Source organism: Variovorax sp. Soil_C_39 (assembly GCF_057656815.1).
On the sequence record NZ_JBDGJQ010000004.1, the window covers coordinates 346,904 to 372,982 of the forward strand.

Genomic DNA, 26,079 nt, shown 5'->3' on the forward strand with positions numbered 1-26,079 from the left:
GTTCATCGGCGGGCATCTCCATAAAAAGATACCCGGTAGTATGTCGACGAAAGATCGGCGCGTCAACGCGCCGCAGGTTCAGCGCATGTCGAGCTTCTTGTGTTCGCCGAGCGACGGCGTCTCGTTGCCGGTAATGGCCGCCTTAGCCATCTTCAGCAGCTGCACCATCTTGCTTTCCTTCACGTCCCAGTATTCGGCGCCGACGATCTCGACCGCGAGCAGGCCCAGGTTCGGGTCGGTCACACCGCCCGGGAACCAAGCCTTGGCTGCGGGGTTGAAGAGCTTCTCCTTGAGGGCCTGGTCGTCGCGCAGCATGGCGCGGCCCACTACCGAGACGTAGTGGTCGTCGTCGGTGTTGGCATACGCGATGTTCACGCTGGGGTCGCTGGCCACATGGCGCGCGATGTCGCCGTTCTTCGGCACGAAGAAGTAGAGCGTCGAGGCTTCGTCGATGCCCTTGCTTTGCGTGGTCAGCGGATGGCTGTGCAGCTGGCCATCGCCATGGCGATGGGTCAGCATGCCGTAGCGCGTGTCCTTGATCATGTCCCAGAGCCTGGCGTGTTCGTCGTTGGTGGTCATGTGTGTGCACTCCTTGAAGAAGAGACCACCGTAGCCAGCCGCGTGCGTTCGCCATGCGGCGTTTGGGCGCATGCGCGTGTCATCCGATGCCGACGACGGCTGCTAGGGTTTTTCGAGCGACCGGCGTGCGAGCGCGATGCAGCCGCACAGTGCCAGCGCCAGCAGCCCGAGCCACAGGATCGGCCGGTACATGCCGGCAGGCCGGCCGTCCGCCACTGGCTCGAAGCGCGGCAGCCGGTCGAAGTCGCCGGCCGAGAGCCCGCGGTAGGCCATGACGCGCGGCACGAAGAAGTCGCGCCAGTCGTCCTCGTAGGCATTCACGCGCTCGACGTGCTGCAGGTGGCGCGGCGCGTCGATGCCGGCGAGTCGGTCGGCGAGCACCGCGAGCGCGAGGCTCGGGGAGAGCCAGCTCCGGTCGGCGAGCCACGCGAAGCGGCGCGCGCGCACCGTATCGAAGTGCAGCATCAGCGGCCGGACCATGCGCTCCTGCGCCAGATAGCGCGGCAGGAAAGACACCGGCCAGGTGTGGCTCGTGCGCCCCGCCGGAACGGCTTCGGGGTGCGCGGCATACCAGTCGGCGAGATGCTCGTCCATATGGACTTCGGCCTCCTGCTGGGCCTGGCGCACGGCCGCGATGGCGGCCAGGCGCGAAGGCATCGGCGCCTCGCGGTCGGCCCATGCGGCCAGGGCCGCAGGCACCGCGAAGGTCGACATCAGCCAGCACGCGAGCAGCCCGAGCGCGGCCGAACCCGAGGACAGCGGCAGCAGGTTGAACAGGCCGGCCAGCGCGGTCCAGCAGGCGCAGAACATCGCCACGGCGGCGAGCCAGCCGAGCAGGGCCTGGGCCGTGGCACCGGGATCGAGCGCAAAAGCGAGCGCCGAAGCGGCTGCCGCCACGCACCATGCCGCGGCGCCGCGCAGGGCCAGCGCCACGGCCAGCACACGACCGGGGCGCGCGCACTGCGCCACCACGAGCCGCCATTGGCCGTGCTCGCGCTGCTCCTGCACCAGCCCGTGGCCGAGTGCGAGGATGGCGAGCGGCAGCAGCAGGGCGAGCACCGTGGAGAAATCGGGCAGGCCGAAGCCCTCGAGCAGCGGGTTGCCGAGGCGCTCGGCCTTGCGCGCGTCGGTGTGGCGGCTTTCCACCGTCACGCGGGCGTCGGGTGCGAGCAGTTCGAAGCCGCCAGTGCCGAGCGCGAGGCCGCCGAGCGCCGGCAGCGTGGCCGGCGGCGCGTCGCCGCGCGCGAACTGGAACGCGTCCATCATGGCCTTCGCGGCATCGCGCGAGGCCCCGGCCTGTGCCTGCACCGTCACGCGGCGCTGTTCCCAATGTGCCTGCTGCGCCGCGGCCGCTGCCCGATGCTCCCGTGCAGCGAGGCCGGACCACACCGCACTCGCGCCGAGCAGCAGCGCGAACACGGCGAGCACCCAGAGGTTGGAGCGCTGCCGAACCAGGCGGCGCCATTCGGCCCGCACGCATTGCATCGCGGCCTTCATGGCTTCAGCTTCCGCAGGCTCGCGATGCAGAGCGCACCGGCGGCCAGCGCCCAGGCCAGCAGCAGCGCGATGTCGGGCAGCGCGGCCTTCCAGGCGAAGCCGGTGGCCGGCGCCGCATAGCGAAAGGGCTCGACCGAGCGCCACAGCGAATCATCTGCGTAGCGGTCGTCGAACGAGGTGAGGCCGCGCGTGTGGTCGGCGTCCCAGCGGTCGATGGCCGTGTTGACGCGGCGGCGGTAGGCTTCGGCGGCCTCTTCGAAGTGGCGCTGGTGCGCGAGGTCGGTGCCTGCCATCTTCATCGAGATGGCGCGCATCGCGACCGCAGGACTCAGCGCCCCGGCCGCGCGCAGCCAGCGCTCCTGCAGCGCATAGCGCGCCCAGAGCGCGTCGAAGTGCAGCGCGTGCACGCGATCGGCATAGGCGTCGCGCGCCAGGCGCCGCACCGCCGCCACGCTGAACGGCAGGTCTTCGAGCCGCGTGGCGCCGTGGCGGCGCAGCAGCTCGGCTTCGAGCGCCTTGCCGCGCGCCGCCAGGTCGGCGTCGCCCGGCAGGCCCTGCGTGTAGTCGCGCTGGATGTCGCTCCAGAAGCGTTCGGCCGTGGGCAGCGGCACGGCCTGCGCGGCCGCTGCGGCGCCGAGGCGCGGCACGACGAAGACGAAGGCGACCCAGAGGCCCAGCAGCACGAACAGGCTGGCCCGGCGGGTCGGGAGCCAGGCCGACACCGCGAGCGCCAGCGCGGCGATCACGCCGTAGTAGACGAGGAACGAGCCGGCCAAGAGGGCGCCGCGGCCGAGCGCATCGATGCCGGGGACGGCAGCGCTGCCCGCCGCGAGCAGCAGCCCGCCGCCGAGTGCGGCCAGCAGCATCAGTGCCACCACCGCAAGCAGCGCGATGAGCTTGCCGGCGAGAAGCCGGCCACCGCGCAGGCCCGCGCTGTGCAGCATGCGCAGCGTGCCGCTCTCGCGTTCGGCGCTCACCGCGTCGTAGGCGAGCGCGATGATCAGCAGTGGCATCAGTGCCAGCAGTGCGAAGGCGGGCGTCATCTGCCCGAAGCGCACCGACGGCGCTTCGTCGGCCGCGGGCTGGAAGCGCGTGATGTTGCGGCGGTGGGGCTCGAGCCAGAGCGCCTGTCCGAGGTAGGGCTCCAGGCCGGGATCGATGCCCGCGAGCGGCGAGTCCGGCCGCAGTGCATAAAGCCCGAAATGCGCGCCGCGGTGCGGATGCTTCTCGCCCTGCGCATCCCATTGGCTGCGAACCACCGCGGCGATCTCGGCCTTCTCGGCGGCGAGCCGGCGGTGCTGCTGCGCGGACACGGCGAGCAGGCCGGCCAGCAACAGTCCCGTTGCGAGCGCCAGCACCGCGAAGCGTCCGTCGCGCAGCAGCGCCCGCAGCTCCTTTCGCACCACCGCGAGCAGCATCATGCGGGCACCCCTGCGCCGCGCGTGTGCGCAAGGTAGGCGCGCTCGAGTTCGGCATGGTTCACGGTGTGCGCGTCGAACTCGGCCACCAGCCTGCCTTCGCGCAGGATGCCGATTCGGTCGGCGACCTGACGCGCATTGAAGAGGTCGTGCGTGGCCATCAGCACCGCCATGCCGCCGTCGGCCGCGGCGCGCACGCGCTCGGCGAAATCGTTCGCGGCACCCGGGTCCAGGCCCGAGGTCGGCTCGTCGAGCAGCATCGCCCGCGCCGCCTTGGCATGGGCGATCGCGAGCCCGACCTTCTGCCGCATGCCCTTGGAATAGGTCGACACGCGCGCCCCGTGCGCCTGCAGCTGCAGGCCGGCCTGCGCCAGCAGCGCGCCCGCGGGTTCGCGCGCCAGTTCGATGCCTGCGAGGGTGCAGAAGTACTGCAGGTTCTCCACGCCGCTCAGGTACGGGTAGAGCGCCACGTTCTCGGGCAGGTAGGCAAGCCTGCGGCGCACCTCGGCCGCATCGCCGGTGGGCGAGAAGCCTGCGACGCGCGCCTCGCCCGAGGCCGGCACGACGAAGCCCAGCAGCACGTCGAGCGTGGTGGTCTTGCCCGCGCCGTTGCCGCCGAGCAGCGCAAAGACGCAACCCGAGGGCACATGGAGGTCAAGGCGGTCGATGGTGCGCCGGCCACCGCGCTCGACCGTGAGCGCGCGCAGCGCGAGGATGGGTTCGTCGCCGGCGGTCATCGCGGCCTTCAGAAGAAGTAGCGCACCGACGCGCCGAACTGCGTGCGCGGCTGCGGCGAAAGCAGCAGCCCCGCGGCCGACCCGTAGGCAATGTCGCTCGCGTAGCGGTGCGGCTGGAACACCGCGAACACGCTGAACTGGAACTGGTCGCGGTCGTAGGTGGCCTTGAGGTCGTAGCGCGTGTAGGTCGGCATCATGCGCAGCTGCGTCTGCGGCGTGCCGACGTAGTACGGATTTTTGGCCGTGAGGTAGGCGTCGGCATTGAGCGTGAGGCGCCCCGCCCCGAGGCGCTGGCGGTATTCGACCCCGAGCTTCACCTGGTGCTCGGGCACCGACAGGCGCGCCCCGGTGTTGGGCAGCGGGTTGTTCACGCGCGCCTCGATGATGCGGCCGTAGCTGCCGTAGGCCGACCAGCGCGGACCGAAGCGCAGCCGCGTTTCGAACTCGAAGCCCTTGCGCGTCGTCTCGCCGACCGACTTGAAGGAGCCGTCGGGCTGCGCCACGATCTCGTCCTGGTTGAGCGTGTGGTAGACCGCGCCCGAGGTGGTCCAGTCGGGCGAGGGGCTGAAGCTGAAGCCGAGGTCGCGCGACTTCACCTTCGACGGTGCCACGTCGAACACCGTGCCGCCGGCGGCACCGAGCGGGCCGGTCGCGCCGCTGCTGCTGATCTGCTCAGCGGCCGGCGAGCGGAAGCCTTCGGCCAGGTTGGCGAACACATCGAGCGTGGGCGTGATGCTCCAGACGGCGCCGAGCTTCGGCGTCGTCACTGCGTCGTCGTAGGACGTGGAGGCGCCCGGCAGCTTGCGGTTGCCGATGTCGTAGTCGAACGCATCGCGCCGCACGCCGCCGAGCAGCTTGAAGCCGGGAGCGAGCTGGTACTGGCCCTGGGCGAACAGGCCGTAGGTCAGCAGGTCGAGCTTCTGGGCGTTGATGTAGTTCGCTGTCGGCTGTCCGTTGCGCCAGATGCGGCGCTCGGCATCGCCGCTGTCGCGGCGCAGCTCGCCACCGACCACCAGTGAAGCGTGCTCGCCGAAGACGAAGTTCTGCGCCAGCCGGCCGCCATAGAAATGCCGGTCGTCCGAACCCACCGTGTGCTGCACGCTGCTGTTCGCGATGCCGCGCACGCGCTCGAAGCGCTCGGCATAGGCCGTGGCCGACCAGCCCGCCTCGCCCGTGGCCGGCGTGCGGTTGAACACCAGCCCCGTGCGCTGGCCGCTGCCGTAGCCCGGCAGGTTGAACTGGGTCGCGCGCGGGTCCAGCGCGCCGCGCTGCAGGTCGGGCAGCAGCAGGTAGCCGGGCGCCGCGCTTTCGGACCGGTAGTGGTTGACGCGCAGGCTGTAGAGCCCGTCGCCGACACGCCTGGAGAGCTTCCAGAACAGGTTGTCGCGCTCGGTCCGGCCCGCGAAGCGGAAGCTGTCGGTGCGGTAGCTGTCTGCGACGAGCAGCGACTGCATCTCGCCGAAGGGCTGCGACGACAGCACCAGCGATGCGCGGCGCCCGCCGTAGCGCTCGAGCGAGAGCGCCACGCTCGAAGGCACTGCAACGGTCGGCGTCGCCATGTTGACAGCGCCGGCGCGGTTCTGGTCGCCGTAGAGTGCCGAGATCGGTCCCTTGATCACGTCGACGCGGCCGATCATTTCGGGCGTGAGCCATTCGAGAAAGGCCGGTCCGTGGCCCGCGCCGGCCTGGCTCGAAGGCATGTTCTGCGGCACGCCGTCGACGTAGACGGCGGTGTCGGCGCCATGCGTGCCCTGCGTGGCAAAACCCCGCATGCGAAAGCCGTTGCCGGTGTCGCCCTGGTCGATGTTGTTGGCGACCACGCCGGGCACGCGCCGGAACACGTTGGAGATGTCGCGGCCCACGTTGAGCGTGCCGATCTCTTCGGCCGTGATGACGCTGAGCGCCGCGGGCAGGCCGGTGCTGTCGTTCGTGACGCGGGTGCGGCGGATCTGCCGCGGCGCGTTGTCCTCGCCGTCGGCGGTGACGCTGATTTCGCCGAGCGTCTGCACCGGCCTGTCGTCGGCAGCGGCGCCGGCCGAACAGGCGACGCCGACACTCAATGCCAGTGGGAGGGAGAGGCGAGGTCTGGATTTCTTCGGGCGCGTGTTCATGGTCGGCAAGGGGTGAGCGGAACGTAATGATATTGCAATCGCAATAGCGGTTCATTTCCTCTCGTCCTGGCGCAGCGGCCCGAGCGGGATAGACTCGCTTTCCTTCTCGCCCCGTTCAGCCCCGATGGCCGCCTCTTCTTCGTCCCGACCCGTTCCAGCAGCCCGCGCCGCGGCGGCGTCCGCCGTGGTGCAACGCGGCACGCGCCAGAAGGCCGCGATCCGCAGCGTGATCGATGGCTCGGCGCGGCCGCTGCTGCCGCAGGAGATCCTCGAGGCCGCGCAGCAGGAGGTGGCGGCGCTGAGCATCGCCACCGTCTACCGCAACCTCAAGCTCCTGGCCGAAGCCGAGGAGATCCGCGCGGTCGAGCTGCCGGGCGAGGCGCCGCGCTACGAGTCGACGCGGCACGGCCATCACCATCACTTCCAGTGCCGCACGTGCGCGCGCGTGTTCGACGTGCACGCCTGCCCGGGCAACTTCTCGGCCATGGCACCGAAGGGATTCCGCGTCGACGGGCACGAGCTGACGCTCTACGGGCAGTGCGCCGACTGCCGCGGGCAGGCTGCCACGCCGCGCGCGGCCGAAAAAGGGCCGGTTTCAAGCCTTTCGCGCAAATCACGCAAGGCTTGAAACCTGATATGGGCACGGCATCCGTGTTGCGCGGCGAGCCGCCGGGAATCAGCTGCCCACGTGGATGAGGACCTTGCCGCGCGCGTGTCCAGTGGCCAGCTTCTCCAGCGCCGAACGCGCTTCGTCCAGCGGGAAGATCGAGTCGGTGATGATCTGGATCTGCCCGGCCTGGAACTGTCGGATCGCTTCCGGCAAAAAGGGGGTCGCGCTCGTGAAGAACACGAACTCGCCCGTGTGTCCGTCCTTGGGCTGGATGCCGAACGCCACCAGGCTGGCGATACGCCCACCGGTGCGAAGCACCGACCACGACTTCTCCAACGTCTCGCCGCCGATGGTGTCGAGCACCAGGTCGATGTCGCGCACCTGGGAAAAGTCCTGGGTGCGGTAGTCGATGACCTCGTCCGCACCCAGACTCTTCACCAGTTCGATGTTCCTGGCAGACGCCGTGGCGACAACATGCGCGCCCGCATGATGGGCCTGCTGGACGGCCATGCTGCCGACACCACCCGTCGCCGCATGAATCAGAACCCGCTGCCCGCGCTGCAGACGGCCAACGTCGAAGAGGCCTTGCCAGGCGGCACCAAATGCAGTTGGCATGGCTGCCGCCTGCTCGAAGCTCATCTCTGCCGGGATGACGCACAGATCCGCGGCGGCTGTCACCAGACGCCTGCCGAGCGCGCCTCCCGTGCTGGGCGCGGTACGCCCCACCACGCGGTCACCCGCATTCAGGCCAGTCACCTGCGCGCCGACCGCCTCGACCACGCCGCTGAAGTCCGTGCCCGGTGCATAGGGGAACTCGACCGGGAAGACCTGTTGCATGTAGCCAGCGATGATCTTCAGGTCCAGCGGGTTGATGCCGGCCACTTCGACGCGAACGACGACGTCGTGTGGCTGTGGATCGCGCAGACGGGCTTCGCCGATCGCTACGACATCGGGGCCGCCGAAGGCACGGACAAGAGCGGTTTTCATGGATGACTTCATTCCTTCCTGGCTTGCGGCGGAAACTGCCCGAGCTGGAGGAACAGACCGAACCAGTCCTCCATGTGCCATGTCGTGGTCACGCGCTTGCCGTCGAGCGTGTGGAACTCGTGCAGGCGGAAGCTCACCTTCTTGCCCGTGGGGGCGATGTCGAAGAGTTCTCCCTGATGGGTGCCGCTGATCTCGGCGCGAACGCCGATCTTGCCGGGCTCCTGGACCATGTCGTGGACAGTGATTCGAACGTCCGGGAATGCCTGCACGACGCTTTGGATGATGGGCTTGATGCCTTCCGGTCCGGGGCCTTGCCCAGGCGCCAGCGGAATGTCGTCCCAAGTGGGCGCAAGGACTTCGTCCACCAGATCGGGGTTCCTGTCGCTGAAGGCGCGGTAGAAAGTTTCGACCGCCAGGCGCTCCGCGCGAAGCCGATCAGAGAGGTCGATGCTGGATGTGCTCATGGTGTTGCCCGTGGATGTGTGATTCGTGACGACGCCAATTCTGTGCAGGGCAGTAAGATGCGTCCAACAAATAAGCCATATATAGAGTTATTCGTCCTATGGATTTCCATGGCATCGACCTGAATCTGCTCGTGGCCTTCGACGCCCTGATGAACGAGCGCAACGTGACCCGTGCCGCCACCCAGGTCGGGGTCAGCCAGCCGGCCATGAGCGCGGCGCTGTCGCGGCTGCGCACGCTCTTCGGCGATCCGCTGTTCCTGCGCAGCAGCGATGGCTTGCTGCCGACGCAGCGAGCACGGGACATGGCCGAACCAATTTCGCAGGCCTTGCAGCAGATCGAAACCAAGCTGGTGAAGAAGCCCGAGTTCGTGCCCGGGACGGCGTCGTTGACGTTCAAGCTGGGGCTGTCGGACTACCCGGCCTTCGTGCTGCTGCCTTCACTGCTGCAGGCGCTTGGAAAGAAGGCGCCGGGCATATCGGTGAACGTGCATGCGTTCAACAACCGGGATCATGCGGTCGACTTGCTGGATGCTGGCGCGATCGACGCGGCCATCGGCGTGCCACCTACGCATGCCGATGGCCGGATACTGACGCGCCCCGTGCTCCGGGACGAGTTCGTCACGATCGTCGCCAGCGGCCATCCGGCGGCCAGAATGCGCAGCGCCAAGGATGCACCAGTGAGCATGAAGACCTACCTTGAGTTGTTCCATGTTCTCGTGTCTCCCGAAGGAGAGCTGTACGGGCTCGTGGATCAAGCTCTCGCGCAACAAGGCAAGAAGCGCAAGATCGCGTTGACGCTGCCGCAGATGTTCGCGGTGCCGGCGATCGTGGCTCGAACAAGCATGACGGCCACGGTGATGAAGCGGGTTGCATTGCATTCGCCAGCCGGTCGAAAGTTGGTGCTGTTCCCGCCGCCTGTTGCATTGCCCGAGGTCGTATTCGACCTGATCTGGCACAGGCGCAGCGACGCGCATCCTGCCCAGCTTTGGTTCAGGGAATTTGTCGCCGAGCACGCCGCGTTGTGATTTGGCGCCCGGCTCAGCGCCCGGTCACGGCCGCGAGCAGTTCCTCGTCGAGCCAGCGCTGCAGCCAGCGGCCCGCGGTCAGGTCGGCGAAGCGGCTGCCGCCGTGCAGCATCTGCAGCGCATCGCGCTCGTCCGCGGCGATGCTGCGGAAATGCGGCTGCAGGTCCTTGCGCCACACCATCACCGTCTGCGGCGCGGCCAGCGCCTGCACGGGCGACGGCGGCTCCTCGGCGTCGAGCGCGAGCCAGAGCGCGAGCTTGTTGTGCCGCTGTTCCAGCAGCGTCCAGTTCGGTACCGGCATGAAGCCGGGCGCCGTGCCCGGCCGCAAGGCAAACGCCGTGCGCATGGCTTACTCCCGGCCGTGATGTCGCCGATGACGCCGTTCTTCGACGGGCATTCGCCCGCGGGCGCAGCCTTGAGGCTGTGGCCCTTGCAGGCGCTCTGGACCTTGCAGGTTACACGCGGCCCTCCCGCTCCCGGCTTTCGGAGCAGAAGATTTTTCAGATGTTAGAAATGCGCTTTGGCTGCGAATATCTAGCCAAGTTGTTAAACACGGGCCGGCACCGCTATGCTGCTCCCGTTTTTTCCACGAGCCCGTCGCCCATGACCGTTCCAACGTCCAGCTCGCCCGTCCCCGACAACGCAGCGCCGCGCCGCGACACCGGCTGGTTCACGCGCGCAAGGACGTCAGCACTGCTGCTGATGGCGGTCACCGCGCTGGCGCTCTACCTGTGCTGGAAGATGGCCGAGCCCTTCATGCCCGCGATGGCGTGGGCGCTGACGCTCGCGATCCTCGGTGCGCGCCTGCACCGGCGGCTGTGCGATCGCTTCCAGAAGCCGAACCTCAGCGCCGGCCTGGTGACCGGCCTGCTGTGCGCGCTCGTGGTCGCGCCGTTGGTGGCCTTTGCGCCCACGGCAGTGGACAGTGCGGTCGAAGGCTGGGACAGCCTGCGCTCCGAATCCGTGCGAAGCCGCGTCGACAAGGCGGTACAGGCCCAGCCGGCGCTGGCGCCGGTGGTCGACTGGGTGGCGCGGCAGGCGCCGTCGGGCGAAGAACTCGCCAAGCAGGTCGCGCCGCGCGTGTCGGGGTTGCTCACGGGATCGCTCTGGGCCGGCGTGCAGCTGCTGGTCACGTTCTTCGCGCTGTTCTACCTGCTGCGCGACCGCGAGCAGGCACTCGCGTATGTGCGCACGCTGCTGCCGCTCACGGGCGCCGAGACCGATCGCATGTTCCAGCGTGTCTCGGAGGTGGTGCGTGCGAGCGTGCTCGGCACGCTGCTGGTGGCCGCGGTGCAGGGGCTGCTCGGCGGCCTGATGTTCTGGTGGCTCGGCCTGCCGGCGCCGCTGCTCTGGGGCACGGTGATGTTCCTGCTGTCGATCCTGCCGCTCTTGGGCGCGGCGGCCGTCTGGGTGCCCGCGGCCCTGTTCCTGCTGCTCGAAGGCAGCTGGGAGAAGGCGCTGGTGCTGACCTTGTGGGGGTCGGTGGTGGTCGCGCTGATCGACAACCTGCTCTATCCGATTTTGGTCGGCGACCGGCTGCGGCTGCACACACTCGCGGTGTTCGTCGCGATCTTGGGCGGCCTCGTGGCGTTCGGTGCGCCCGGCGTGGTGATCGGTCCGCTGGTGCTGGCGCTGACCGTCGCGCTGGTGGAGATCTGGCGCGACCGCACGCGCTTCGGCCGGGCGGCCGATGCGGCGCCCACGACGGGCACCGGCAGCGGCAGCGGGGGCAGCGGCTAGGCCCGTTCGCGCAGCGGCTTCAGCGGGCGGTTGAGCGCTTCGAAGTCGAGGTTGTCCACCTGCGCGAGCACCGATTGCCTTGCGCTCGCGGTGCGTGCATCGGGGTCGGGGCCGACCACGGTCCCGCCCTCGAGCTCGTGCCGCACGTTGCCCGCGAGCAGCACGCGGGCGCTGTAGGTGCTGGACTCCAGGCCATGGATCAGGCTCATTTCGTAGGTCACCGTCTCGCCGGTGCCGCTCTGCACATGCTGCCCATCCATCGTGATCATGGTGTCTCCAGTCGATCAGCCCAAAAAAATGCGGGGCCGATCACCTTGCGACGGTCCTGCGCAAGGGTGTGTAGGACAAACACCGGAACTTGCACGGACGCTTCTTTCACCGGCCCGCGGCGCCGACGAAACGCCGGTCGATCGCGTCCTTCCAGCGCCATGGCCAAGTGCCGTGCCAGCTCCACGGTCCCCAAAGCGCGATGGCGCGCCGGTCGGCGGTGCTCAGCAGGTTCAGCGCGCGCACACGCGGCGTCCATGCAGGCAGTGCCTGCCCGGCGCACCAGGCGCGCAGGCTGCGCGCGAGCGGCGCCCCCGCGCGCACCGCGTGGACCCCCGAGCGTGGCAGCGGCTGTGGATGCGCGGCCACGTCGCCGGCCGCGAACACCGCGGGGTGCGACACGCTCTGCAGCGCAGCATTCACGCGCACGAAGCCGTCGGCATCGAGGGCGAGCCCGCTCGCCGCAAGCCAGCGCGGGGCGGCCGCGCCGGCCGCCGTCCAGCACAGGTCGAACGGCAGCGCGCCGCCGTCGTCGAGATCGATCTGCCCGGCGCGCAGGCACGTGGCGCGGCGCGCGCCGAGCCAGCCGATGCAGCGCTGCGCCAGCAGCCCCTGCACCGCGCGGCGCGCACGCGCGGGGGCGCCGTCCAGCGGCAGCGCATCGCTTCCGACCAGGGTCACGCGCAGGTGCGACCAGCCCTCGCGCATGCCGCGGTGGCGCACCGCGAGGGCGAGCTCGACGCCTGCAGCGCCGGCGCCGACGATTACGACATGGAAGGGGCGGCACTGGCTGCCGATCTGTGCCTGCGCCGCCAGCCACGACGCGGCCAGGCGCGACAGCGGGCGCACCGGCACGCAGGCATCTGCGGCCTCGAGTGCGGCCTCGATGGCGCCCACGGAGCCGACGTCGAGCGAGACCGCGTCGAAGGCGATGCGCTGGCCGTCGTCGCAGTGCAGGGCCTGGCCCACGAGATCGAGCGCGACGCCGCGCGCCTCGTGGAACGCCACGCCGGCTCTGGCCGCGAGCGCGGCCACCGGCAGTAGGATCTCTGGCAGTTGGTAGTGGCCCGCGATCCAGCCCGGCAGCATGCCCGAGTAGATCTGCTGCGGCTCCGGCGAGACGAGCTGCACTTGCCAGCCGGGGATCGGCCGGGCGGCCAGCGCGCGCAGCAGGCCCAGGTGCGCATGTCCGCCGCCGACCAGCACCAGCCGCTTCATGGCGCGGGCGCCAGCACGAGGTCGGTGAACCAGGCCTGCACGCTGTCCGCGGTGTTGTCGGTGTCGGCGCCCACGGCAACCGCGGCGATGGGCGGCATCGCGCCGCCGAACGCGGCGTCCCAGTCGGCGCGCAGGTCGCGCCGCACGCTGCGCCACTGCTGCGCGAAGGCGTCGCCGCTGTCCACCACGAATATCCGCAGGCGGTCGGTGTAGGGGTTCCAGCCCGCCGCGCCCGCCGGCTGCGCGCGTCCCCAGACGTAGCACAGCGCCGCCGCGGGCAGTTCGGCATCCGACAGCGCCCGGGCCGCCGCCAAGCGCAGGCGGTCGCCCAGCGAGAGCCGCTCCGACGGCAGGTCGAACAGCACATAGACGCGGGCCGCATAGTCGTCGCCGTCCTTGCTGCCGAGGTCGGAGCCCGCGAGCGCGCGCGAGACCTTCCACTGCCATTCGAGCAGGGGCCGCTCGGGCGTGTCGCCTGAGAGCCTGGCGATCCAGATCGATGCGGCGGCGGCGGAATGCACGTGCAGCACGCGGCGGCTGCCGTCCTGCACGATCTCGAAGCGGTTGGTTTCGGGCACCTTCGGCAGGCGCTGGTGGGCCCAGGCCGGCGCGACGGCGCTGCCCACGGGGGCGGTGGAGAAGGGCGGGATTGCGATGGGCGTGCCAGCGCGCGTGGGCAGCGCAACGCCCGCGGCGGCGAGCGCGCCCGAGAGCAGCAACCCGCGCCGCGCGATGCCGCTGCTTGCTTTGATCGTTGTCGTCATCTGCATCGAGACCTCTTTCATCCGCGCCGCCATGCGTGGTAGCGCGCCACCCACCGCAGCAGCCGCGCGGGCTGGTGCGCGCGCCGCCATTCGCCCGCGGCGTACTTGTTGCCTTCGGACCAGGTCGGGTAGGTGTGGATCGTGCCCAGGATCTTGCCGAGGCCGAGCCCGTGCTTCATCGCCAGCACGAATTCGGCCAGCAGCTCGGCCGCATGCGGGCCGACGATCGTGGCACCGAGGATGCGGTCCTTGCCGGGCACCGTCAGCACCTTGACGAAGCCCCGGGCGTCGCCGTCGGCTATCGCGCGGTCGAGATCGTCCAGGTCATAACGCACCACCTCGAAGTCCACGCCTTTGTCCTTCGCCTCGCGCTCGTTCAGCCCAACGCGCGCGACCTCGGGGTCCACGAAGGTGGCGGCCGGAATCACGCGGTGGTCGACCTTGAACCGGTGCAGGCCACCGAACAGCGCGTTCACCGTGGCGTACCAGGCCTGGTGCGCGGCGGTGTGGGTGAACTGCCAGGGGCCGGCCACGTCCCCGGCCGCGAGGATGTGGGGGTAGCGCGTCCGAAGGCAGGCGTCGGTCTCCACGGTGCGTTCGGTGGGAATGCCGAGGTCCTCCAGGCCGTAGCCCGCGAGGCGGGCGCGGCGGCCGACCGCGCAGACCAGCATGTCGTACGGGATCTCGATCGCCTCGCCGCCCTCGGCGCGCGCGACGAGGAACCTGTCGCCGCCCCGGGTCTCGCAACGCAACGCCTCGTGGCCGGCCAGCACGCGCACGCCGTCGGCGGTGAGCGACTGCTGCACCAGCGCAGACACCTCGTCGTCCTCGCGGGCGAGCAGCCGCGCAGAGAGTTCGACCTGCGTCACCTGCGAGCCGAGCCGCGCGAAGGCCTGCGCCAGCTCGCAGCCGATCGGCCCGCCGCCGAGCACGACCAGCCGCGCGGGCGGGCGGTCCATCGCCTCGAGCGCCGCCCACAGCGTGTCGCTCGTGACGTAGCCGGCTTCTTCGAGGCCGTCCAGCGCGGGCACGACCGGCTCGGCGCCCGCCGCGATCACGATGCTGCGCGTGGTGATGCGGCGCGTGCCGCCGTCGTTCAGCGCCACCTCGACGGTCCACGGGTCGACGATCTTCGCGTGGCCCTCGACCACGTCGACACCGAGGCCGCGGTAGCGCTCGGCGCTGTCGTGCGGCTCGACCGCGCGGATCACGGCGCGCACCCGCTGCATCATTTCGCGGAACGCGAAGGGCGGCGCGCTGGGCGCGAGGCCGTAGCGGTCGGCATGGCGCATCTGGTGGGCCAGCGTGGCCGAGCGGATCAGCGCCTTGCTCGGGATGCAGCCGTAGTTCAGGCAGTCGCCGCCCATCTTGTGGCGCTCCACCAGCGTGACCGATGCCTTGAGTGCCGCGCCGATGTAGGCCGAGACCAGTCCTGCGGCACCGCCGCCGATCACCACCAGGTTGCGGTCGAAGCGCCGCGGCCGCATGCCGCGCCGGCGCGCGTGCGCCTTGCGTGCCTGCAGCGCGGCCACGCCCCGGCGCGCCAGCCACGGAAAGAGCCCGAGCAGGACCAGCGAGCCGAGGATCGACGGCGTCAGGATGCCCCGCAAGGAGTCGAGCGTCGCGAGCTGGGTGCCGGCGTTCACGTAGACGACGGTCGCCGGCAGCATGGCCGCCTGGCTCACCGCGTAGTAGGTGCGCGCCCGGATGCCCGTGAGCCCCATCGCCAGGTTGATGACGAAGAACGGCACCACCGGCACCAGCCGCAGCGTGGCGAGGTAGAGCGCGCCGTCGCGCGCCACGCCGGCGTCGATTTCTTCGAGGCGGCGCCCGAAGCGCTTGCGCACCGTTTCGCGCAGCAGGGTGCGCGAGGCGAAGAACGCGAGCAGTGCGCCCAGGCTCGACGCGAACGATACGAGCAGCGTCCCGGTGAAGAGCCCGAACAGGGCGCCGCCGGCGAGCGTCAGCACGGTCGCACCGGGCAGCGACAGCGCGGTGACCGCGACGTAGACGACGAAATACGTGGCGGCGACCTTGACGGGGTGCTCGGCGTAGACCTCGGCCAGCTCGCGGTGCGCCTCTTTCAAGAAGTCGAGGCTCAGCACGCGGTCCAGGCCCAGCGCGAAGAAGGCGATGATGGCCAGGACGATCGCGGCGGCAATGGCCGCATTTCTTCTGCTCATGGGTCTTGTTCGCGCCAGGGCCGCGATAAGTTACAGGAATGCGCGGGCGCTGCGCGGCCAGCGTGTAACTTCGCATCTTGCGGCAACGAACCAACAGCATCACCACCGAACCCGTCAGGAAGCGCCATGCAAGGAGTCTGCCCCGAAGTCGAAGCCGGACTGCGCACCGCGCTGCGGGCCGGCGGATGGCCCGACACCGCGCTGCAGCCGCTGCCCGACAAGGGGCTTGCGCACCTGCACGTGCGCCTTGCCGGCACCGGCGCGCTCGCGCGCATTCCCAAGCAAAGCCAGGTGGCGCTCGGCCCTGAGGCCAACTTGCTTCACGAGGCGGCCTGCTTCGACCGGGCCGGGGCCAGCGGCCACACGCCGCGGCTGCTCGGCACGCTGCCGGTCTCTTCGCAGCTGCCGCGCGGCGCGCTGCTGGTGGAAGAGATCGAGGGCCGCGCCGCGGCCCTGCCAGCGGACCTGCCGGCCATCGCCGCGGCGCTCGCGGCGGTCCACCGGCTGCCGGTGCCGGCCGCTTCCGGGCGCGCGCCGCTCGCATCGCCGCGCGACCCCCTTCACGCGCTCGTGCGCGAGATCGATGCGCAGGCCGTGCACCTGCCGCGCGCCAGGCTCGCGCCCGAGGTGCGCCGCGCGCTCGAGGACGAACTGCATGCGCTCGGCCGGCTCGCGGGCGAGCCCGGCCGGCCGGGCGTGCACCTCATCGCCTTCGATGCGCATCCCGGCAACTTCGTGCTGCGCGCGCGCGGCGATGCGGTGCTGGTCGACCTCGAGAAGTGCCGCTACAGCAGCCCGGGCCTCGACCTGGCGCACGCCACGCTCTACACCTCCACCACCTGGGACGTGGCCTCGCATGCGGTGCTGCAGGTCGATGAGGTGGCCGGCTTCTACCGCGCGTGGGCCCGCGCGGCCGGGCCGGCGGTCGCCGATGCTGCCCAGCCATGGCACGTCGCGCTGCGGCGCGCCATGTGGCTGTGGTCGATCACCTGGTGCTGCAAGTGGCGCATGCTGTCGGGCGAGGCGCCGCTCGCGGACCATGGCGGCGAGGACTGGTCTTCGGCGCACAGCGACGCGCAGCTCATCGCGCATGTGCGCGGCCGCGTCGACCACTACCTGTCGCTGCCCGCCATCCGCCACGTGCGGGACGAGCTCGTCGCGCTGCAGCAGGTACTGGCATGAGTTTTCTGTGCATCGTGGTGCCCGTGCTCAACGAGGGCGCGTCGCTCGCCGACCGCCTCGCGGCCCTGCGGCCGCTGCGCGAGCGCGGCGCGCAGGTGGTGGTGGTCGACGGCGGCAGCACCGACGAGACCTGGGCCATCGCCTGCCGGCATGCCGACCGCGTGCTGCTGGCGCCACGCGGGCGCGCCGCGCAGATGAATGCCGGCGCCGAAGGCGCGATTGCGCAGGTGCTGCTGTTCCTGCACGCCGACACGGCGCTGCCGCCGCGCGCCGACGAGGCGATTGCCGCGGCCATGGCCGGCGGTGCCGACTGGGGCCGCTTCGATGTGCGCATCGATGGGCGAAGCTGGTTGCTGCGCATCGTGGCGGGCGCGATGAACCTGCGCTCGCGGCTGACCGGCATCGCCACCGGCGACCAGGCCATGTTCGTGCGGCGGCAGCGCTTCGAGCAGCTCGGCGGCTTCGCGCAGATCGCGTTGATGGAAGACATCGCACTGAGCGCGGGCCTGCGGCGCATCGGGCGGCCGGCCTGCCTGCGGCCTCCGGTCTTCACCTCGGCCCGGCGCTGGGAGCGCCACGGCATCTTCAGGACCATCTTGCTCATGTGGCAGCTGCGAGCGCGCTACTTTCTCGGCGCCGACCCGTCGCAACTGGCACGCCGCTACGGCTACGAACCAAGCGAGACACCTCCGCAGGCGGCCATCGCCATCCTTGCGAAGGCGCCCGTGCCGGGCTTGGCGAAGACGCGCCTCGCACCCGGCATCGGTGCGCAGGGCGCGGCGCGGGCGCAGCGCCTTTTCACGCGGCTCTCGCTCGGCGCGGCGCGGCAGGCGGGGCTCGGGCCGGTCACGCTCTGGTGCGCGCCCGATGCCTCGCACCGGTTCTTCCGCGCGCTGGCACGCGTGCATGGCACGAAATTGCTGGCGCAGCCGACGGGTGACCTCGGCGCGCGGCTGCGGGCGGCCGTGACGCATCATTTCGCGCAGGGCGGCGATGCACCGCCGCTCCTGATCATGGGCACCGATTGCCCGCTGCTGTCGCCGGGCCACCTGCACGAGGCGGCGCGTGTGCTGGCCCTGCACGACGCCGTGCTAATGCCGGCCGAAGACGGCGGCTACGCGCTGCTGGGCATGCGGCGGCCGCTGCCCGAGGTGTTCGCCGGCATCGACTGGAGCACGCCGCAGGTGCTGCAGCAGACGCGCGAGCGCCTAGCCTCGCTCGGCGCGCGCTGGCGCGAGCTGCCCCCCGTGTGGGATGTGGACGAACCCGCCGACTGGCAGCGTTACCAGAAACTCATCGGCCGAACCGCCGGCATGGAGCCTTCGCATGACGCCTGAATTTCCCCCGACCGATTGGCTGCACGCCAGGCTCGCCGAACCGAAGGGTCCGGTGCGCGTGGTGATCGACACCGACGCCGCCAACGAGATCGACGACCAGTTCGCGCTGGCCTGGGCGCTGCTCTCGCCCGAGGCGCTCTGCATCGAGGCGCTGCATGCGGCGCCGTTCTCGTTTGCGCACCGGCGCGCGCAGCTCGCGCAGGCGCCGGCCGATGCGCCGCCTTTCAATCCGCCGGCCGAAGGCATGTGGCGCAGCCACGGCGAGATCCTGCGGGTGCTCGACAAGCTCGGCGGCGGGCCGCACCCGCCGGTGCATGCAGGCAGCGAAGGCTACCTGCCGGGCGCCGCAGTGCCGCTTCAAAGCCCCGCGGCCGAGCACCTGATCGCGCTCGCGCGCAGCAGTGCCGACGATGCGCCGCCGCTCTACGTGCTGGTGCTCGGCTGTCCGACCAACGTGGCGAGCGCGCTGCTGCTCGCGCCCGACATCGCGCGCCGGATCGTGGTGGTCTGGACCAGCGGCTATCCGTCGTGCGCGCCCCATGTGAACGACTCCTTCAACCTCGAGCAGGACCTGCATGCGAGCCGCGTGCTGCTCGACAGCGGCGTGCCGCTCGTGTACCTGCCCGGATTTCACGTGGGCGCGCAGCTGCGGCTGTCGCTCGCCGAGGTCGATCGCCACGTGCGCGGGCAGGGCGCCATCGGCGACTACCTGCACCACCTGTTCACGCACAACCCGCTGTGGACCATCCTGCCGGTGGACACCGCCGGCGCCTACAGCTGGGTGATCTGGGACCTCATCTGCGTCGCCTGGCTGATCGATCCGCGCTGGGTGCCGAGCACGCTGGTGCCGACGCCACGCCTCGCGGACGACCGCCGCTGGCAGGCCGCCGCACACCGGCCGCCGATGCGCGAGGCCCATGCGGTCGACCGCGATGCGATCTTCAACGACCTGTTCAGGAAGCTGGCTCGGCCAGCCGCGTGACCGCCGACGCATCGGCCACGTCGGCCGCATCGTGCGTGACGAGCAGCGCGGGAATGCCGCGCGCGCGCACCGTCTCGAAGACGTAGGCGCGCATGCGGTCGCGCAGGGCCGCATCGAGCCGCGCGAAGGGCTCGTCGAGCAGCAGCGCCTTCGGTTCGGCGAGCAAGGCCCGCATCAGCGCCACGCGCGCGCGCTGGCCGCCCGACAGCGTCGCCGGGTCTGCGTCGGCGAAGCCGGGCAGTTCGAGATCGCGCAGCGCCTCTTGCACCGCGCGCTCGCGTGTCGCCCGTGCGCCGGCGGGCGCCGCGAACAGCAGGTTCTCGCGCACGGTCATGTGGGCGAACAGCAGGTCGTCCTGGAACAAAATGCCGATGCGTCGGCGGCGCGTGCTCCAGCCGTCCACGCGCTGACCGTCGAGCGTGACACTGCCTTCGAAGCGCACCGCGGGCGGCGCCGTGCCGCAGATCGCGGCCAGCAGGCTGGACTTTCCGCTGCCGCTCGCGCCCATGAGCGTGTGAACCGTGCCGCCGGGCACGGCCAGCGAAAGGTCGTGCACCAGCGCCTGGCCGGCCACGCTGAGCCGCGCCACATGGACCGAGAGCTGCGCCGTCATGGCTTCGCTCCGCCGCCGAAGCGCCGCGGCCGTCCGGCCCAGGCGGCGACCGCGAAGGCCAGCGCCGGCAGCAGCCACTGCAGCCAGGCATACGCGGCCAGCACCGAGCGCTGGCCGCCGGCCGAAAGCGCGACGGCCTCCGTCGTCACGGTGGCGTAGCGCCCCGCGCCGATGAACAGGGTCGGCAGGTACTGCGCGACGCTCACCGCAAAGCCGATCGCCAGCGCGCCGCCCAGGCTCGCGCGCAGCAGCGGCCATTTCACGCGCAGCAGGAAGGCGAGGGTGCCGCGCCCGAGGCTCGCGGCCACCTGCCGCTGGCGCGGGTCGAACGCGAGGTAGGCGGGGCTCAGCGTGATGAGCACGTAGGGCACCGCCGCCAGCGTGTGGGCGAGCCACAGCCCGGCCCAGTGCGTATCGAGCCCCCACGCCAGCGCCAGCCGGTGCAACCCGACCACCCACAGCACCGACGGCAGCAGCAGCGGCAGGTAGCTCAGCCGGCGCAGCATCGGCAGCCATGCGGGGGGCGCGGTTTCCAGCCATGCCACGGCCCAGACGAGGGCGGTGGCGCCGCTCGCCAGGGCCAGCACCGCGGTCAGCACCACGGTGTCGGCGCTCGCGGCCACCGAGCGCCAGCCATCGAAGCTCCAGTTCTGCGGCCAGAAAAGAGGAAACGGCCAGGCGCCCGAGAGGCTCGCCACGCCGGTGGAGGCCAGCACCAGCGCGTAGACGGCGCCAAGCGCGAGCAGCGGCGCGAAGTCAGTGGCCGGTGCGGGGTCGGCCCGGCCGCGCGTGCCGCGCGTCCAGCGGGCGCGCCAGTGCAGCCGATGGCGCAGGGCCCAAAGCACACCGGCCGCGACGGCCACCACCGCCGCCAGCAGCCAAGCGAGCGCGGCGCCGCGCGCGTTCACTGCCGTGTCCGCGTCGAGCAACCACTGCCACGCGAGCACGGCCGCGGTGGGCGTGGCGGCGGGACCGATGACGATCGCCATGTCGACGACCGTGAGGCTGTACGCGAGCACCGCGATCAGCGGCGCATGCAGCCGCGGCCACAGCTGCGGCCACACCACGCGCCACCATGCGGTGCGACGGCCGTAGCCCATCGTGCAGGCGATGGCGAGTTCGCGCTGCCACCGTGCGCCGACGTCCGCGCGCTGCAGCTGGGTGGCCGCGGTCCAGAGCAGGAAGGGCACCTCCTTGCCGACCAGCGCGGCGACGAGGCCGATGCCCCACCGGTCCTGCGTGGTCTCCCAGGCCGGCGGCCATTCGAAGCCCGTGGCCCAGGGCGAGAGCGCGCGCAGGATCCAGCCGCTCGGCGCGACCAGGAACGCGAGGCCGACCGCGAAGGCGACGTGCGGCACCGCGAGCATCGGCGGCAGCATGCGCATCGCGGCGCCCCAGGCGCGGCTGGCAAAGGCGCGCGACAGCAGCGACGCAGCGAGCGCGAGCGAAATGCCGGTGGCTGCCAGGCCCGTGAACAGCGACAGCGCCAGGGCGTGCAGCCACTGCGGCTCGGCGCCGAGCGCGCGCCAGGCCGCGGCATTCGTGCCGGCGGCCACCGCGGCCACGGCGGACCACAGCAGCGGCACGGCCACGGCCGCGCCCAGGGCGAGCGCAAGCCACTGTGCCGGTGGAAGCGCGGCTAGCCGTAGCGCCGCTGCCACTCGCGCTCCAGCGGATCGACCCAGCTGCCGTGCGGCTCCAGGATCACTGGCGCGGGCATCGCGACCTGCCCTGGGTGCGCACCGGCCGCGAAGAGGGCGCGCTCGGCCCGCGGCAGGCGGTCGAGCGCGAGCACGGTGCCATCGCCCCACACGCCGATGTCCGCCTTGCGTGCCTGCGCTCGCGCCGACAGCATGAAGTTGATCGCCACCTGCGCGCCTTCGGCCGCATTGGCATTGAATGGCACCGCGAGGAAGTGCGTGTTGCCGATGGCGCCGCCCGCGTTCTGCCAGCTGTGCACGCTGGCCGACAGCCGGCCCGCGGCGATCTCGTTGGCCGCCTCGTTCGGGTTGAAGGTCAGTGCGAGCAGCAGTTCGCCGTCGGCCATCATCTGGCGCTGCGCCGCGGCGTTCTGCGGGTATTGCCGGCCTGCGCGCCACAGCAGCGGACGCAGCGCGTCGAGCCAGGCCCAGAGCGGCCGTGTGGCCGCGTCGAACGCATCGGCCGCAAAGGGGCGGTAGAAGACGGTGCGGTCGGTGCCGAGCTCGAGCAGCGCCTGCTTGAGGAAGGTCGTGCCGACAAAATTCGGCGGCCGCGGGTAGGTGATGCGCCCCGGGTGCAGGCGCGCCAGTTCGAGAAGTGCGGCCAGGTCGCGCGGCGGTTCCGGCAGCCTGTTGCGATCGGCAAAGAAGGTGAGCTGCGCCATGCCCCAGGGCGCCTCCAGGCCATCCACGGGCTCGGAGAAATCGGTGCGCGTGGTGGGCTTGCCGACCGTGTCGACCCAGCGGTAGTTGGGCAGTTGTTCGGCGAAGGGGCCGAACAGCAGGCCTTCGTTCTTCATCGTCAGGAAGTTCTCGCCATTGATCCACACCATGTCGACGCTGCCGCCGGCGAGCCTGCCCGCGGCCTTCTCGCCGCGCACGCGCTTCACCGCCTCGGCGGTGTCGGTGATCTTCACATGCTGGAGCGCCACGCCGTGGCTGCGCGACAGCTCGCCCGCGGCCCACGCCAGGTAGGCGTTGGTGCGCTCGCTGCCGCCCCAGGCGTTGAAGTACACGGTCTGGCCGCGTGCCTTGCGCTCGATCTGCGTCCAGGCGGCGGGCGACCGTGCCAGGGCAGGCAGGCCCATGCCGGTGGCGGCGACAGCGGCGCCGGCTTGCAGGAAAAGGCGGCGGCGTGGGGGGATGGCGTGCATGGCTTCTTCTGGAAAAGTGGCGGTGAATTCCGTTGATTCGAAGCGCAGGCCCTCCGGGTTACATCAGCGCAGGCCGGGCTCGCCCGACGCGGCCATCCAGTCCCACAAAAGGCCCGGCGCTTCGACCATCACGTTGTGCCCGTGCGGGCCGATGTCGCGCGCCGCCGGGTCGAGCGTGCGGGTCTGCGCAAGCGTGACCAGCGCATCGCTGCCGCCGCGGCCGAGCTGCACCGGACAGCGCGCGAGCCCGGCCAGCTCGGCCAGCGGCGGCTTGCCGACCGCATTGGCGCCAGGGTCCATCGCGAGGCGCCAGCCGTCGGCCTCGTGCACGATGCCGCGCGCGGCCACGGGCGATCCGGCGGCTGCGAGGCCGGCCAGGCCCGAGACCTTGAGGTAGCGCTCCCACGCTTCGCCTTCGGTGGCGAACCGCTTGGCGGGTTGCGCGGCGAGCGTCGCCATGCGCTGGAGTTCCTCGTCGCTCCACGCCGCCTTGATGCCGGCACCGAAGACCCGGTGCGGCAGCACGCCGAACCAGCCCGTGGCCAGCGCCAGGCCGACCACGCCGCCCAGCGAATGGCCCAGCACGACCAGGCGGCCGGCGGGGTCGGCATGCGGCAGCACCGCGCGCGCCACGCTCGCGGCCAGCTGGCCGATGGCATACGACGCCTGCCGCGCGGAGTGGCCGTGGCCCGGCAGATCGACCGCGAGCCAGCGGCCATGCCAGTGCGCGCCGGCCTCGGCCACGAAGGGCGACCAGACCGCGCCGGTCGCGCCCATGCCATGCAGCAGCACGAGGAGGTCGGGGCCTTGGCCGCCTTGTTGGGTGTGCATCTCGACGGTCTCCATGCGGGTTCGATGGGGAAGAATAGTCGAGGCCGCAGCGACCGTCAGGCATCGAACAGGTACGCCTGAACCGTCGCCCCGACACGCCGCACCAGCTCTGCGCGCTTCAACCCCACGACCGGCGGCAGCCGGAGCACGTAGCGGCACAGGGCCAGGCCCAGGATCTGCGTCGCGATCAAACCCGCGCGTGCCGCCGCCGCCGAACGCGGCTCGCCGCGCAGCCGGGTGATCAGCGGCACGAGCTGGGTCGAAAAGATCGACTGCATGCGCTCGGCGGCGGCCTCGTTGGTGACGGCCGCTCGCAGCAGGGCCATCAGCGTTTCGTCGCCGTCCCAACGGTCGAGGAAATGCGTCACCAGGGCCGCGCCGACCTGTTCGCGGGCCAACGCGCTGAGGTCGGGCAGGCGCAGGTCGAATTCTGCGGCCGCTGCGAACAGCCCCTCCTTGTTGCCGTAGTAGCGCATCACCAGGGCGGGATCGAAGCCCGCCGCGGTCGCGATCGCGCGAATGGTCGCGCCCTGGTAGCCATGGGCCGCGAAATGCTCGCGGGCCGCCGCAAGGATGGCGGCGCGCGTGGCGTCGGAACGGCGAGGTGAGGCAGGGGTGTCGGCCATGCCGAAGTATATGTCAACGTGTGTTGACAAATTCCGTGGGGGTGGCCTACCATGTCAACAACCGTTGACTGAATGCCGAAAGGAACCGCCATGCCAGACACCGCTTCCGCCGACACCGCTTCCGCCGACACCGCCTTCGACGCCGACGTCCTGATCGTCGGCGCCGGTCCCACCGGCCTCACGCTGGGGCTGGCACTGGCCGCGCGCGGGGTGCGGGCGCTGGTGGTCGATCGCCTTGCCGAGGGCGCCAACACCTCGCGCGCCGCCGTCGTGCATGCCCGGACATTGGAGGTGCTGGAGCCGCTCGGCGTCGCCGCCACGCTCGTCGCACAAGGCCTGAAGGCGCCCCGGTTCACTGTGCGCGATCGCGACCGCGTGCTGGTGCCCATCGCCTTCGACGGGCTGCCGACCCGGTATCCGTATGCGTTGATGATTTCGCAGGCCGAGACCGAGCAGGTGCTGCTGGCGCGCTTCATGGCGCTCGGTGGGGGGGTGTTGCGCCCGCGGCAGCTCGTCGACCTGGCGCAGGAGGCATCGGGCGTCAGCGCCACGCTGGACGACGGCAGCCGGCTGCGCGTCCGCTACGCGGTGGGTGCCGACGGCATGCACAGCACGGTGCGCGAGCGTGCCGGCATCGCGTTCGACGGCGGCAGCTATGGCGAGTCGTTCCTGCTGGCCGACGTCCGCCTCGGCGGCAACCTGTCGGCCGACGAGGTGATCCTCTATTTCTCTCCGGCCGGCATGGTGGTGGTCGCGCCGCTGCCGGGCGGCATGCACCGCATCGTGGCGACGGTGGCCGACGCGCCCGAGCAGCCGGACGCGGCCTGCGTGCAGGCGTTGCTCGACGCGCGCGGCCCGCAGCGCGTGCGTGCGGTGGTGCAGGAGGTGGTGTGGGGCTCGCGCTTTCGCGTCCACCACCGCATTGCCGAGCACTACCGCGTGGGCCGGATCGTGCTCGCCGGCGATGCGGCGCATGTCCACAGCCCCGCCGGGGGCCAGGGCATGAATGCAGGCATTCTCGACGCCGTGCGACTGGCCGCGGCGCTGGTGGATGCGCTGGCCGGCGATGCGTCGGCGCTCGACCGCTACGGGCGCGAGCGCCGCCCCATCGCGCAGCAGGTGGTGGCGCTGGCCGACCGGCTCACGCGGCTGGCGACGGTGCGGCCGGCCTGGCGCATGCCGCGCAACCTGCTGCTGTCGGCGGTGTCGCGGCTGCCGTTCGTTCGCCGCAGTCTTGCCATGCGGCTGTCGGGGCTGGTCTACCGCCGGCCGTGATCGTGTTCAGACCGCGGGTTGCTTCTCGGCTTGCTGCCGTGCCTCGGCTTCGGCCTCGCTCTGCGCACGGCGCTGCGTGCGCCGCATGCTCAGCCACTTGCCGATGGCCACCACGAACATGGCGCCGAGCGCGGGCACCACGCGGTGCAGGCTGTGGCGGTCGGCCACCCATCCGGCGATGGCCGGGTCTCCGATCGCCATCTCGCCGGCCACCCAGCCCAGCAGCGCGGCGCCGAGCATGATGATGATCGGAAAGCGGTCCATCAGCTTCAGGATCAGCGTGCTTCCGAAGATGATGAGCGGGATGCTGATCACGAGGCCGAAGACCAGCAGCGGCACGTTGCCCTTGGCCGCGGCGGCCACGCCGACGACGTTGTCCAGGCTCATCACGAGGTCGGCGAGCACGATGGTCTTGATGGCCCCGGCCAGGCCCGAATGGCCTGCGAGGTCATGCCCGTCGTCCTCCTGCTGCAGCAGGCCGACGCCGATGTACAGCAGGAGCGCCGCGCCCACCAGCTTGAGGTAGGGCAGGGTGAGTAGATAGACCGCGAAGAAGGTCAGCACCACCCGCAGCACGATGGCGCCGACGCTGCCGAACAGGATCGCCTTCTTCTGCTGCGCGGGCGGCAGCGAGCGGGAAGCCATCGCGATGACGACCGCGTTGTCGCCACTCAGCACGATGTTGATCAGAATGATCTGCGACAGGGCGATCCAGAAATCGGGGCTCGACAAAAACGACAGCACGGCGGCTCCTCGGTGGAAATGGGTTCGGAACCACA

25 protein-coding genes are annotated in these 26,079 nt (G+C 71.0%); 7 read left to right on the top strand and 18 right to left on the bottom strand.

Going from position 1 to position 26,079, the window contains the following annotated elements; all coding sequences use genetic code 11:
* Positions 1-78 precede the first annotated feature (78 nt).
* The 5 genes from AC3A6J_RS13120 to AC3A6J_RS13140 all read right to left on the bottom strand — a co-directional run bounded on the left by AC3A6J_RS13120 (position 79) and on the right by AC3A6J_RS13140 (position 6,342).
* Entirely contained in the window at positions 79-579 is a 501-nt protein-coding gene (locus AC3A6J_RS13120; protein ID WP_487860382.1) for a pyridoxamine 5'-phosphate oxidase family protein, read from the bottom strand.
* Between the two features lie 102 nt (positions 580-681).
* On the bottom strand, positions 682-2,076 hold the full coding sequence (locus AC3A6J_RS13125) for a DUF3526 domain-containing protein (RefSeq protein WP_487860383.1): 1,395 nt from the start codon (positions 2,074-2,076) through the stop codon (positions 682-684).
* On the bottom strand, positions 2,073-3,497 hold the full coding sequence (locus AC3A6J_RS13130; protein ID WP_487860384.1) for an ABC transporter permease: 1,425 nt from the start codon (positions 3,495-3,497) through the stop codon (positions 2,073-2,075). The genes AC3A6J_RS13125 and AC3A6J_RS13130 overlap by 4 nt, the downstream gene beginning before the upstream one ends.
* Complete coding sequence (locus AC3A6J_RS13135) at positions 3,494-4,231, bottom strand: ABC transporter ATP-binding protein (RefSeq protein ID WP_487860385.1); 738 nt, start codon at positions 4,229-4,231, stop codon at positions 3,494-3,496. The genes AC3A6J_RS13130 and AC3A6J_RS13135 overlap by 4 nt, the downstream gene beginning before the upstream one ends.
* Positions 4,232-4,239: 8 nt before the next feature.
* On the bottom strand, positions 4,240-6,342 hold the full coding sequence (locus tag AC3A6J_RS13140; protein WP_487860386.1) for a TonB-dependent receptor: 2,103 nt from the start codon (positions 6,340-6,342) through the stop codon (positions 4,240-4,242).
* 124 nt (positions 6,343-6,466) lie between these two features.
* On the opposite strand from AC3A6J_RS13140, the gene AC3A6J_RS13145 reads away from it, so the two are divergent.
* Positions 6,467-6,970 (top strand): Fur family transcriptional regulator, encoded by a 504-nt coding sequence (locus tag AC3A6J_RS13145; RefSeq protein WP_487860387.1) that lies wholly within the window; start codon positions 6,467-6,469, stop codon positions 6,968-6,970.
* Between the two features lie 48 nt (positions 6,971-7,018).
* On the opposite strand, the gene AC3A6J_RS13150 is transcribed toward AC3A6J_RS13145, so the two are convergent.
* Together AC3A6J_RS13150 and AC3A6J_RS13155 are read right to left on the bottom strand one after the other, a co-directional pair.
* Positions 7,019-7,939: an NADP-dependent oxidoreductase gene (locus AC3A6J_RS13150; RefSeq protein ID WP_487860388.1), complete on the bottom strand. Its 921-nt coding sequence runs from the start codon at positions 7,937-7,939 to the stop codon at positions 7,019-7,021.
* 8 nt (positions 7,940-7,947) lie between these two features.
* On the bottom strand, positions 7,948-8,403 hold the full coding sequence (locus AC3A6J_RS13155; RefSeq protein ID WP_487860389.1) for an ester cyclase: 456 nt from the start codon (positions 8,401-8,403) through the stop codon (positions 7,948-7,950).
* A gap of 98 nt (positions 8,404-8,501) precedes the next feature.
* Between AC3A6J_RS13155 and AC3A6J_RS13160 the strand changes: the two genes are divergently transcribed.
* Entirely contained in the window at positions 8,502-9,428 is a 927-nt protein-coding gene (locus AC3A6J_RS13160) for a LysR family transcriptional regulator (RefSeq protein ID WP_487860390.1), read from the top strand.
* 13 nt (positions 9,429-9,441) lie between these two features.
* Here AC3A6J_RS13160 and AC3A6J_RS13165 read toward each other — a convergent pair whose 3' ends face one another.
* Entirely contained in the window at positions 9,442-9,774 is a 333-nt protein-coding gene (locus AC3A6J_RS13165; RefSeq protein WP_487860391.1) for a hypothetical protein, read from the bottom strand.
* A gap of 257 nt (positions 9,775-10,031) precedes the next feature.
* On the opposite strand from AC3A6J_RS13165, the gene AC3A6J_RS13170 reads away from it, so the two are divergent.
* Positions 10,032-11,168, top strand: a complete 1,137-nt coding sequence (locus tag AC3A6J_RS13170; RefSeq protein WP_487860392.1) for an AI-2E family transporter — start codon at positions 10,032-10,034, stop codon at positions 11,166-11,168.
* Here the strand turns inward: AC3A6J_RS13170 and AC3A6J_RS13175 are convergent.
* From AC3A6J_RS13175 to AC3A6J_RS13190, 4 genes are all read right to left on the bottom strand, one after another.
* Positions 11,165-11,437, bottom strand: a complete 273-nt coding sequence (locus AC3A6J_RS13175; protein ID WP_487860393.1) for a hypothetical protein — start codon at positions 11,435-11,437, stop codon at positions 11,165-11,167. The genes AC3A6J_RS13170 and AC3A6J_RS13175 overlap by 4 nt on opposite strands.
* 106 nt (positions 11,438-11,543) lie before the next feature.
* Complete coding sequence (locus tag AC3A6J_RS13180; RefSeq protein ID WP_487860394.1) at positions 11,544-12,653, bottom strand: FAD-dependent oxidoreductase; 1,110 nt, start codon at positions 12,651-12,653, stop codon at positions 11,544-11,546.
* Positions 12,650-13,417, bottom strand: a complete 768-nt coding sequence (locus AC3A6J_RS13185) for a DUF3047 domain-containing protein (RefSeq protein WP_487860395.1) — start codon at positions 13,415-13,417, stop codon at positions 12,650-12,652. Before AC3A6J_RS13185 ends, AC3A6J_RS13180 begins: the two co-directional genes overlap by 4 nt.
* A gap of 17 nt (positions 13,418-13,434) precedes the next feature.
* The gene (locus AC3A6J_RS13190; protein ID WP_487860396.1) at positions 13,435-15,600 is read right to left on the bottom strand and encodes a dihydrolipoyl dehydrogenase family protein; all 2,166 of its coding nucleotides are present in this window, start codon (positions 15,598-15,600) and stop codon (positions 13,435-13,437) included.
* A gap of 126 nt (positions 15,601-15,726) precedes the next feature.
* Here AC3A6J_RS13190 and AC3A6J_RS13195 point away from each other — a divergent pair, with 126 nt between their 5' ends.
* From AC3A6J_RS13195 to AC3A6J_RS13205, 3 genes are read left to right on the top strand one after another with little or no spacing between them, the layout of a single operon-like run.
* Positions 15,727-16,782 (top strand): hypothetical protein, encoded by a 1,056-nt coding sequence (locus tag AC3A6J_RS13195; RefSeq protein ID WP_487860397.1) that lies wholly within the window; start codon positions 15,727-15,729, stop codon positions 16,780-16,782.
* A complete protein-coding gene (locus AC3A6J_RS13200) occupies positions 16,779-18,119 on the top strand; it encodes a TIGR04283 family arsenosugar biosynthesis glycosyltransferase (RefSeq protein WP_487860398.1) in 1,341 nt (446 codons plus the stop codon). Before AC3A6J_RS13195 ends, AC3A6J_RS13200 begins: the two co-directional genes overlap by 4 nt.
* On the top strand, positions 18,109-19,101 hold the full coding sequence (locus tag AC3A6J_RS13205; protein WP_487860399.1) for a nucleoside hydrolase: 993 nt from the start codon (positions 18,109-18,111) through the stop codon (positions 19,099-19,101). Before AC3A6J_RS13200 ends, AC3A6J_RS13205 begins: the two co-directional genes overlap by 11 nt.
* Here AC3A6J_RS13205 and AC3A6J_RS13210 read toward each other — a convergent pair.
* From AC3A6J_RS13210 to AC3A6J_RS13230, 5 genes are all read right to left on the bottom strand, one after another.
* A complete protein-coding gene (locus AC3A6J_RS13210; protein ID WP_487860400.1) occupies positions 19,073-19,714 on the bottom strand; it encodes an ATP-binding cassette domain-containing protein in 642 nt (213 codons plus the stop codon). The genes AC3A6J_RS13205 and AC3A6J_RS13210 overlap by 29 nt on opposite strands.
* Complete coding sequence (locus tag AC3A6J_RS13215) at positions 19,711-21,375, bottom strand: ABC transporter permease (protein WP_487860401.1); 1,665 nt, start codon at positions 21,373-21,375, stop codon at positions 19,711-19,713. The genes AC3A6J_RS13210 and AC3A6J_RS13215 overlap by 4 nt, the downstream gene beginning before the upstream one ends.
* Positions 21,354-22,568: an ABC transporter substrate-binding protein gene (locus tag AC3A6J_RS13220; protein WP_487860402.1), complete on the bottom strand. Its 1,215-nt coding sequence runs from the start codon at positions 22,566-22,568 to the stop codon at positions 21,354-21,356. The genes AC3A6J_RS13215 and AC3A6J_RS13220 overlap by 22 nt, the downstream gene beginning before the upstream one ends.
* A 63-nt stretch (positions 22,569-22,631) precedes the next feature.
* Entirely contained in the window at positions 22,632-23,399 is a 768-nt protein-coding gene (locus tag AC3A6J_RS13225) for an alpha/beta fold hydrolase (protein WP_487860403.1), read from the bottom strand.
* 56 nt (positions 23,400-23,455) lie between these two features.
* Positions 23,456-24,025: a TetR/AcrR family transcriptional regulator gene (locus tag AC3A6J_RS13230; RefSeq protein WP_487860404.1), complete on the bottom strand. Its 570-nt coding sequence runs from the start codon at positions 24,023-24,025 to the stop codon at positions 23,456-23,458.
* A 90-nt stretch (positions 24,026-24,115) separates the two neighbouring features.
* On the opposite strand from AC3A6J_RS13230, the gene AC3A6J_RS13235 reads away from it, so the two are divergent.
* Entirely contained in the window at positions 24,116-25,300 is a 1,185-nt protein-coding gene (locus AC3A6J_RS13235) for an FAD-dependent monooxygenase (protein ID WP_487860405.1), read from the top strand.
* Positions 25,301-25,306: 6 nt separating this feature from the next.
* Here the strand turns inward: AC3A6J_RS13235 and AC3A6J_RS13240 are convergent, their stop codons facing one another.
* On the bottom strand, positions 25,307-26,041 hold the full coding sequence (locus AC3A6J_RS13240; RefSeq protein ID WP_487860607.1) for a TerC family protein: 735 nt from the start codon (positions 26,039-26,041) through the stop codon (positions 25,307-25,309).
* Positions 26,042-26,079: the final 38 nt, after the last annotated feature.

Excerpts from the sequence above, each read along its gene's own strand:
- AC3A6J_RS13120 (WP_487860382.1), bottom strand. The coding sequence starts at position 579 with ATGACCACCAACGACGAACACGCCAGGCTCTGGGACATGATCAAGGAC.
- AC3A6J_RS13125 (WP_487860383.1), bottom strand. The coding sequence starts at position 2,076 with ATGAAGGCCGCGATGCAATGCGTGCGGGCCGAATGGCGCCGCCTGGTT.
- AC3A6J_RS13130 (WP_487860384.1), bottom strand. The coding sequence starts at position 3,497 with ATGATGCTGCTCGCGGTGGTGCGAAAGGAGCTGCGGGCGCTGCTGCGC.
- AC3A6J_RS13135 (WP_487860385.1), bottom strand. The coding sequence starts at position 4,231 with ATGACCGCCGGCGACGAACCCATCCTCGCGCTGCGCGCGCTCACGGTC.
- AC3A6J_RS13140 (WP_487860386.1), bottom strand. The coding sequence starts at position 6,342 with ATGAACACGCGCCCGAAGAAATCCAGACCTCGCCTCTCCCTCCCACTG.
- AC3A6J_RS13145 (WP_487860387.1), top strand. The coding sequence starts at position 6,467 with ATGGCCGCCTCTTCTTCGTCCCGACCCGTTCCAGCAGCCCGCGCCGCG.
- AC3A6J_RS13150 (WP_487860388.1), bottom strand. The coding sequence starts at position 7,939 with ATGAAAACCGCTCTTGTCCGTGCCTTCGGCGGCCCCGATGTCGTAGCG.
- AC3A6J_RS13155 (WP_487860389.1), bottom strand. The coding sequence starts at position 8,403 with ATGAGCACATCCAGCATCGACCTCTCTGATCGGCTTCGCGCGGAGCGC.
- AC3A6J_RS13160 (WP_487860390.1), top strand. The coding sequence starts at position 8,502 with ATGGATTTCCATGGCATCGACCTGAATCTGCTCGTGGCCTTCGACGCC.
- AC3A6J_RS13165 (WP_487860391.1), bottom strand. The coding sequence starts at position 9,774 with ATGCGCACGGCGTTTGCCTTGCGGCCGGGCACGGCGCCCGGCTTCATG.
- AC3A6J_RS13170 (WP_487860392.1), top strand. The coding sequence starts at position 10,032 with ATGACCGTTCCAACGTCCAGCTCGCCCGTCCCCGACAACGCAGCGCCG.
- AC3A6J_RS13175 (WP_487860393.1), bottom strand. The coding sequence starts at position 11,437 with ATGATCACGATGGATGGGCAGCATGTGCAGAGCGGCACCGGCGAGACG.
- AC3A6J_RS13180 (WP_487860394.1), bottom strand. The coding sequence starts at position 12,653 with ATGAAGCGGCTGGTGCTGGTCGGCGGCGGACATGCGCACCTGGGCCTG.
- AC3A6J_RS13185 (WP_487860395.1), bottom strand. The coding sequence starts at position 13,417 with ATGACGACAACGATCAAAGCAAGCAGCGGCATCGCGCGGCGCGGGTTG.
- AC3A6J_RS13190 (WP_487860396.1), bottom strand. The coding sequence starts at position 15,600 with ATGAGCAGAAGAAATGCGGCCATTGCCGCCGCGATCGTCCTGGCCATC.
- AC3A6J_RS13195 (WP_487860397.1), top strand. The coding sequence starts at position 15,727 with ATGCAAGGAGTCTGCCCCGAAGTCGAAGCCGGACTGCGCACCGCGCTG.
- AC3A6J_RS13200 (WP_487860398.1), top strand. The coding sequence starts at position 16,779 with ATGAGTTTTCTGTGCATCGTGGTGCCCGTGCTCAACGAGGGCGCGTCG.
- AC3A6J_RS13205 (WP_487860399.1), top strand. The coding sequence starts at position 18,109 with ATGACGCCTGAATTTCCCCCGACCGATTGGCTGCACGCCAGGCTCGCC.
- AC3A6J_RS13210 (WP_487860400.1), bottom strand. The coding sequence starts at position 19,714 with ATGACGGCGCAGCTCTCGGTCCATGTGGCGCGGCTCAGCGTGGCCGGC.
- AC3A6J_RS13220 (WP_487860402.1), bottom strand. The coding sequence starts at position 22,568 with ATGCACGCCATCCCCCCACGCCGCCGCCTTTTCCTGCAAGCCGGCGCC.
- AC3A6J_RS13225 (WP_487860403.1), bottom strand. The coding sequence starts at position 23,399 with ATGCACACCCAACAAGGCGGCCAAGGCCCCGACCTCCTCGTGCTGCTG.
- AC3A6J_RS13230 (WP_487860404.1), bottom strand. The coding sequence starts at position 24,025 with ATGGCCGACACCCCTGCCTCACCTCGCCGTTCCGACGCCACGCGCGCC.
- AC3A6J_RS13235 (WP_487860405.1), top strand. The coding sequence starts at position 24,116 with ATGCCAGACACCGCTTCCGCCGACACCGCTTCCGCCGACACCGCCTTC.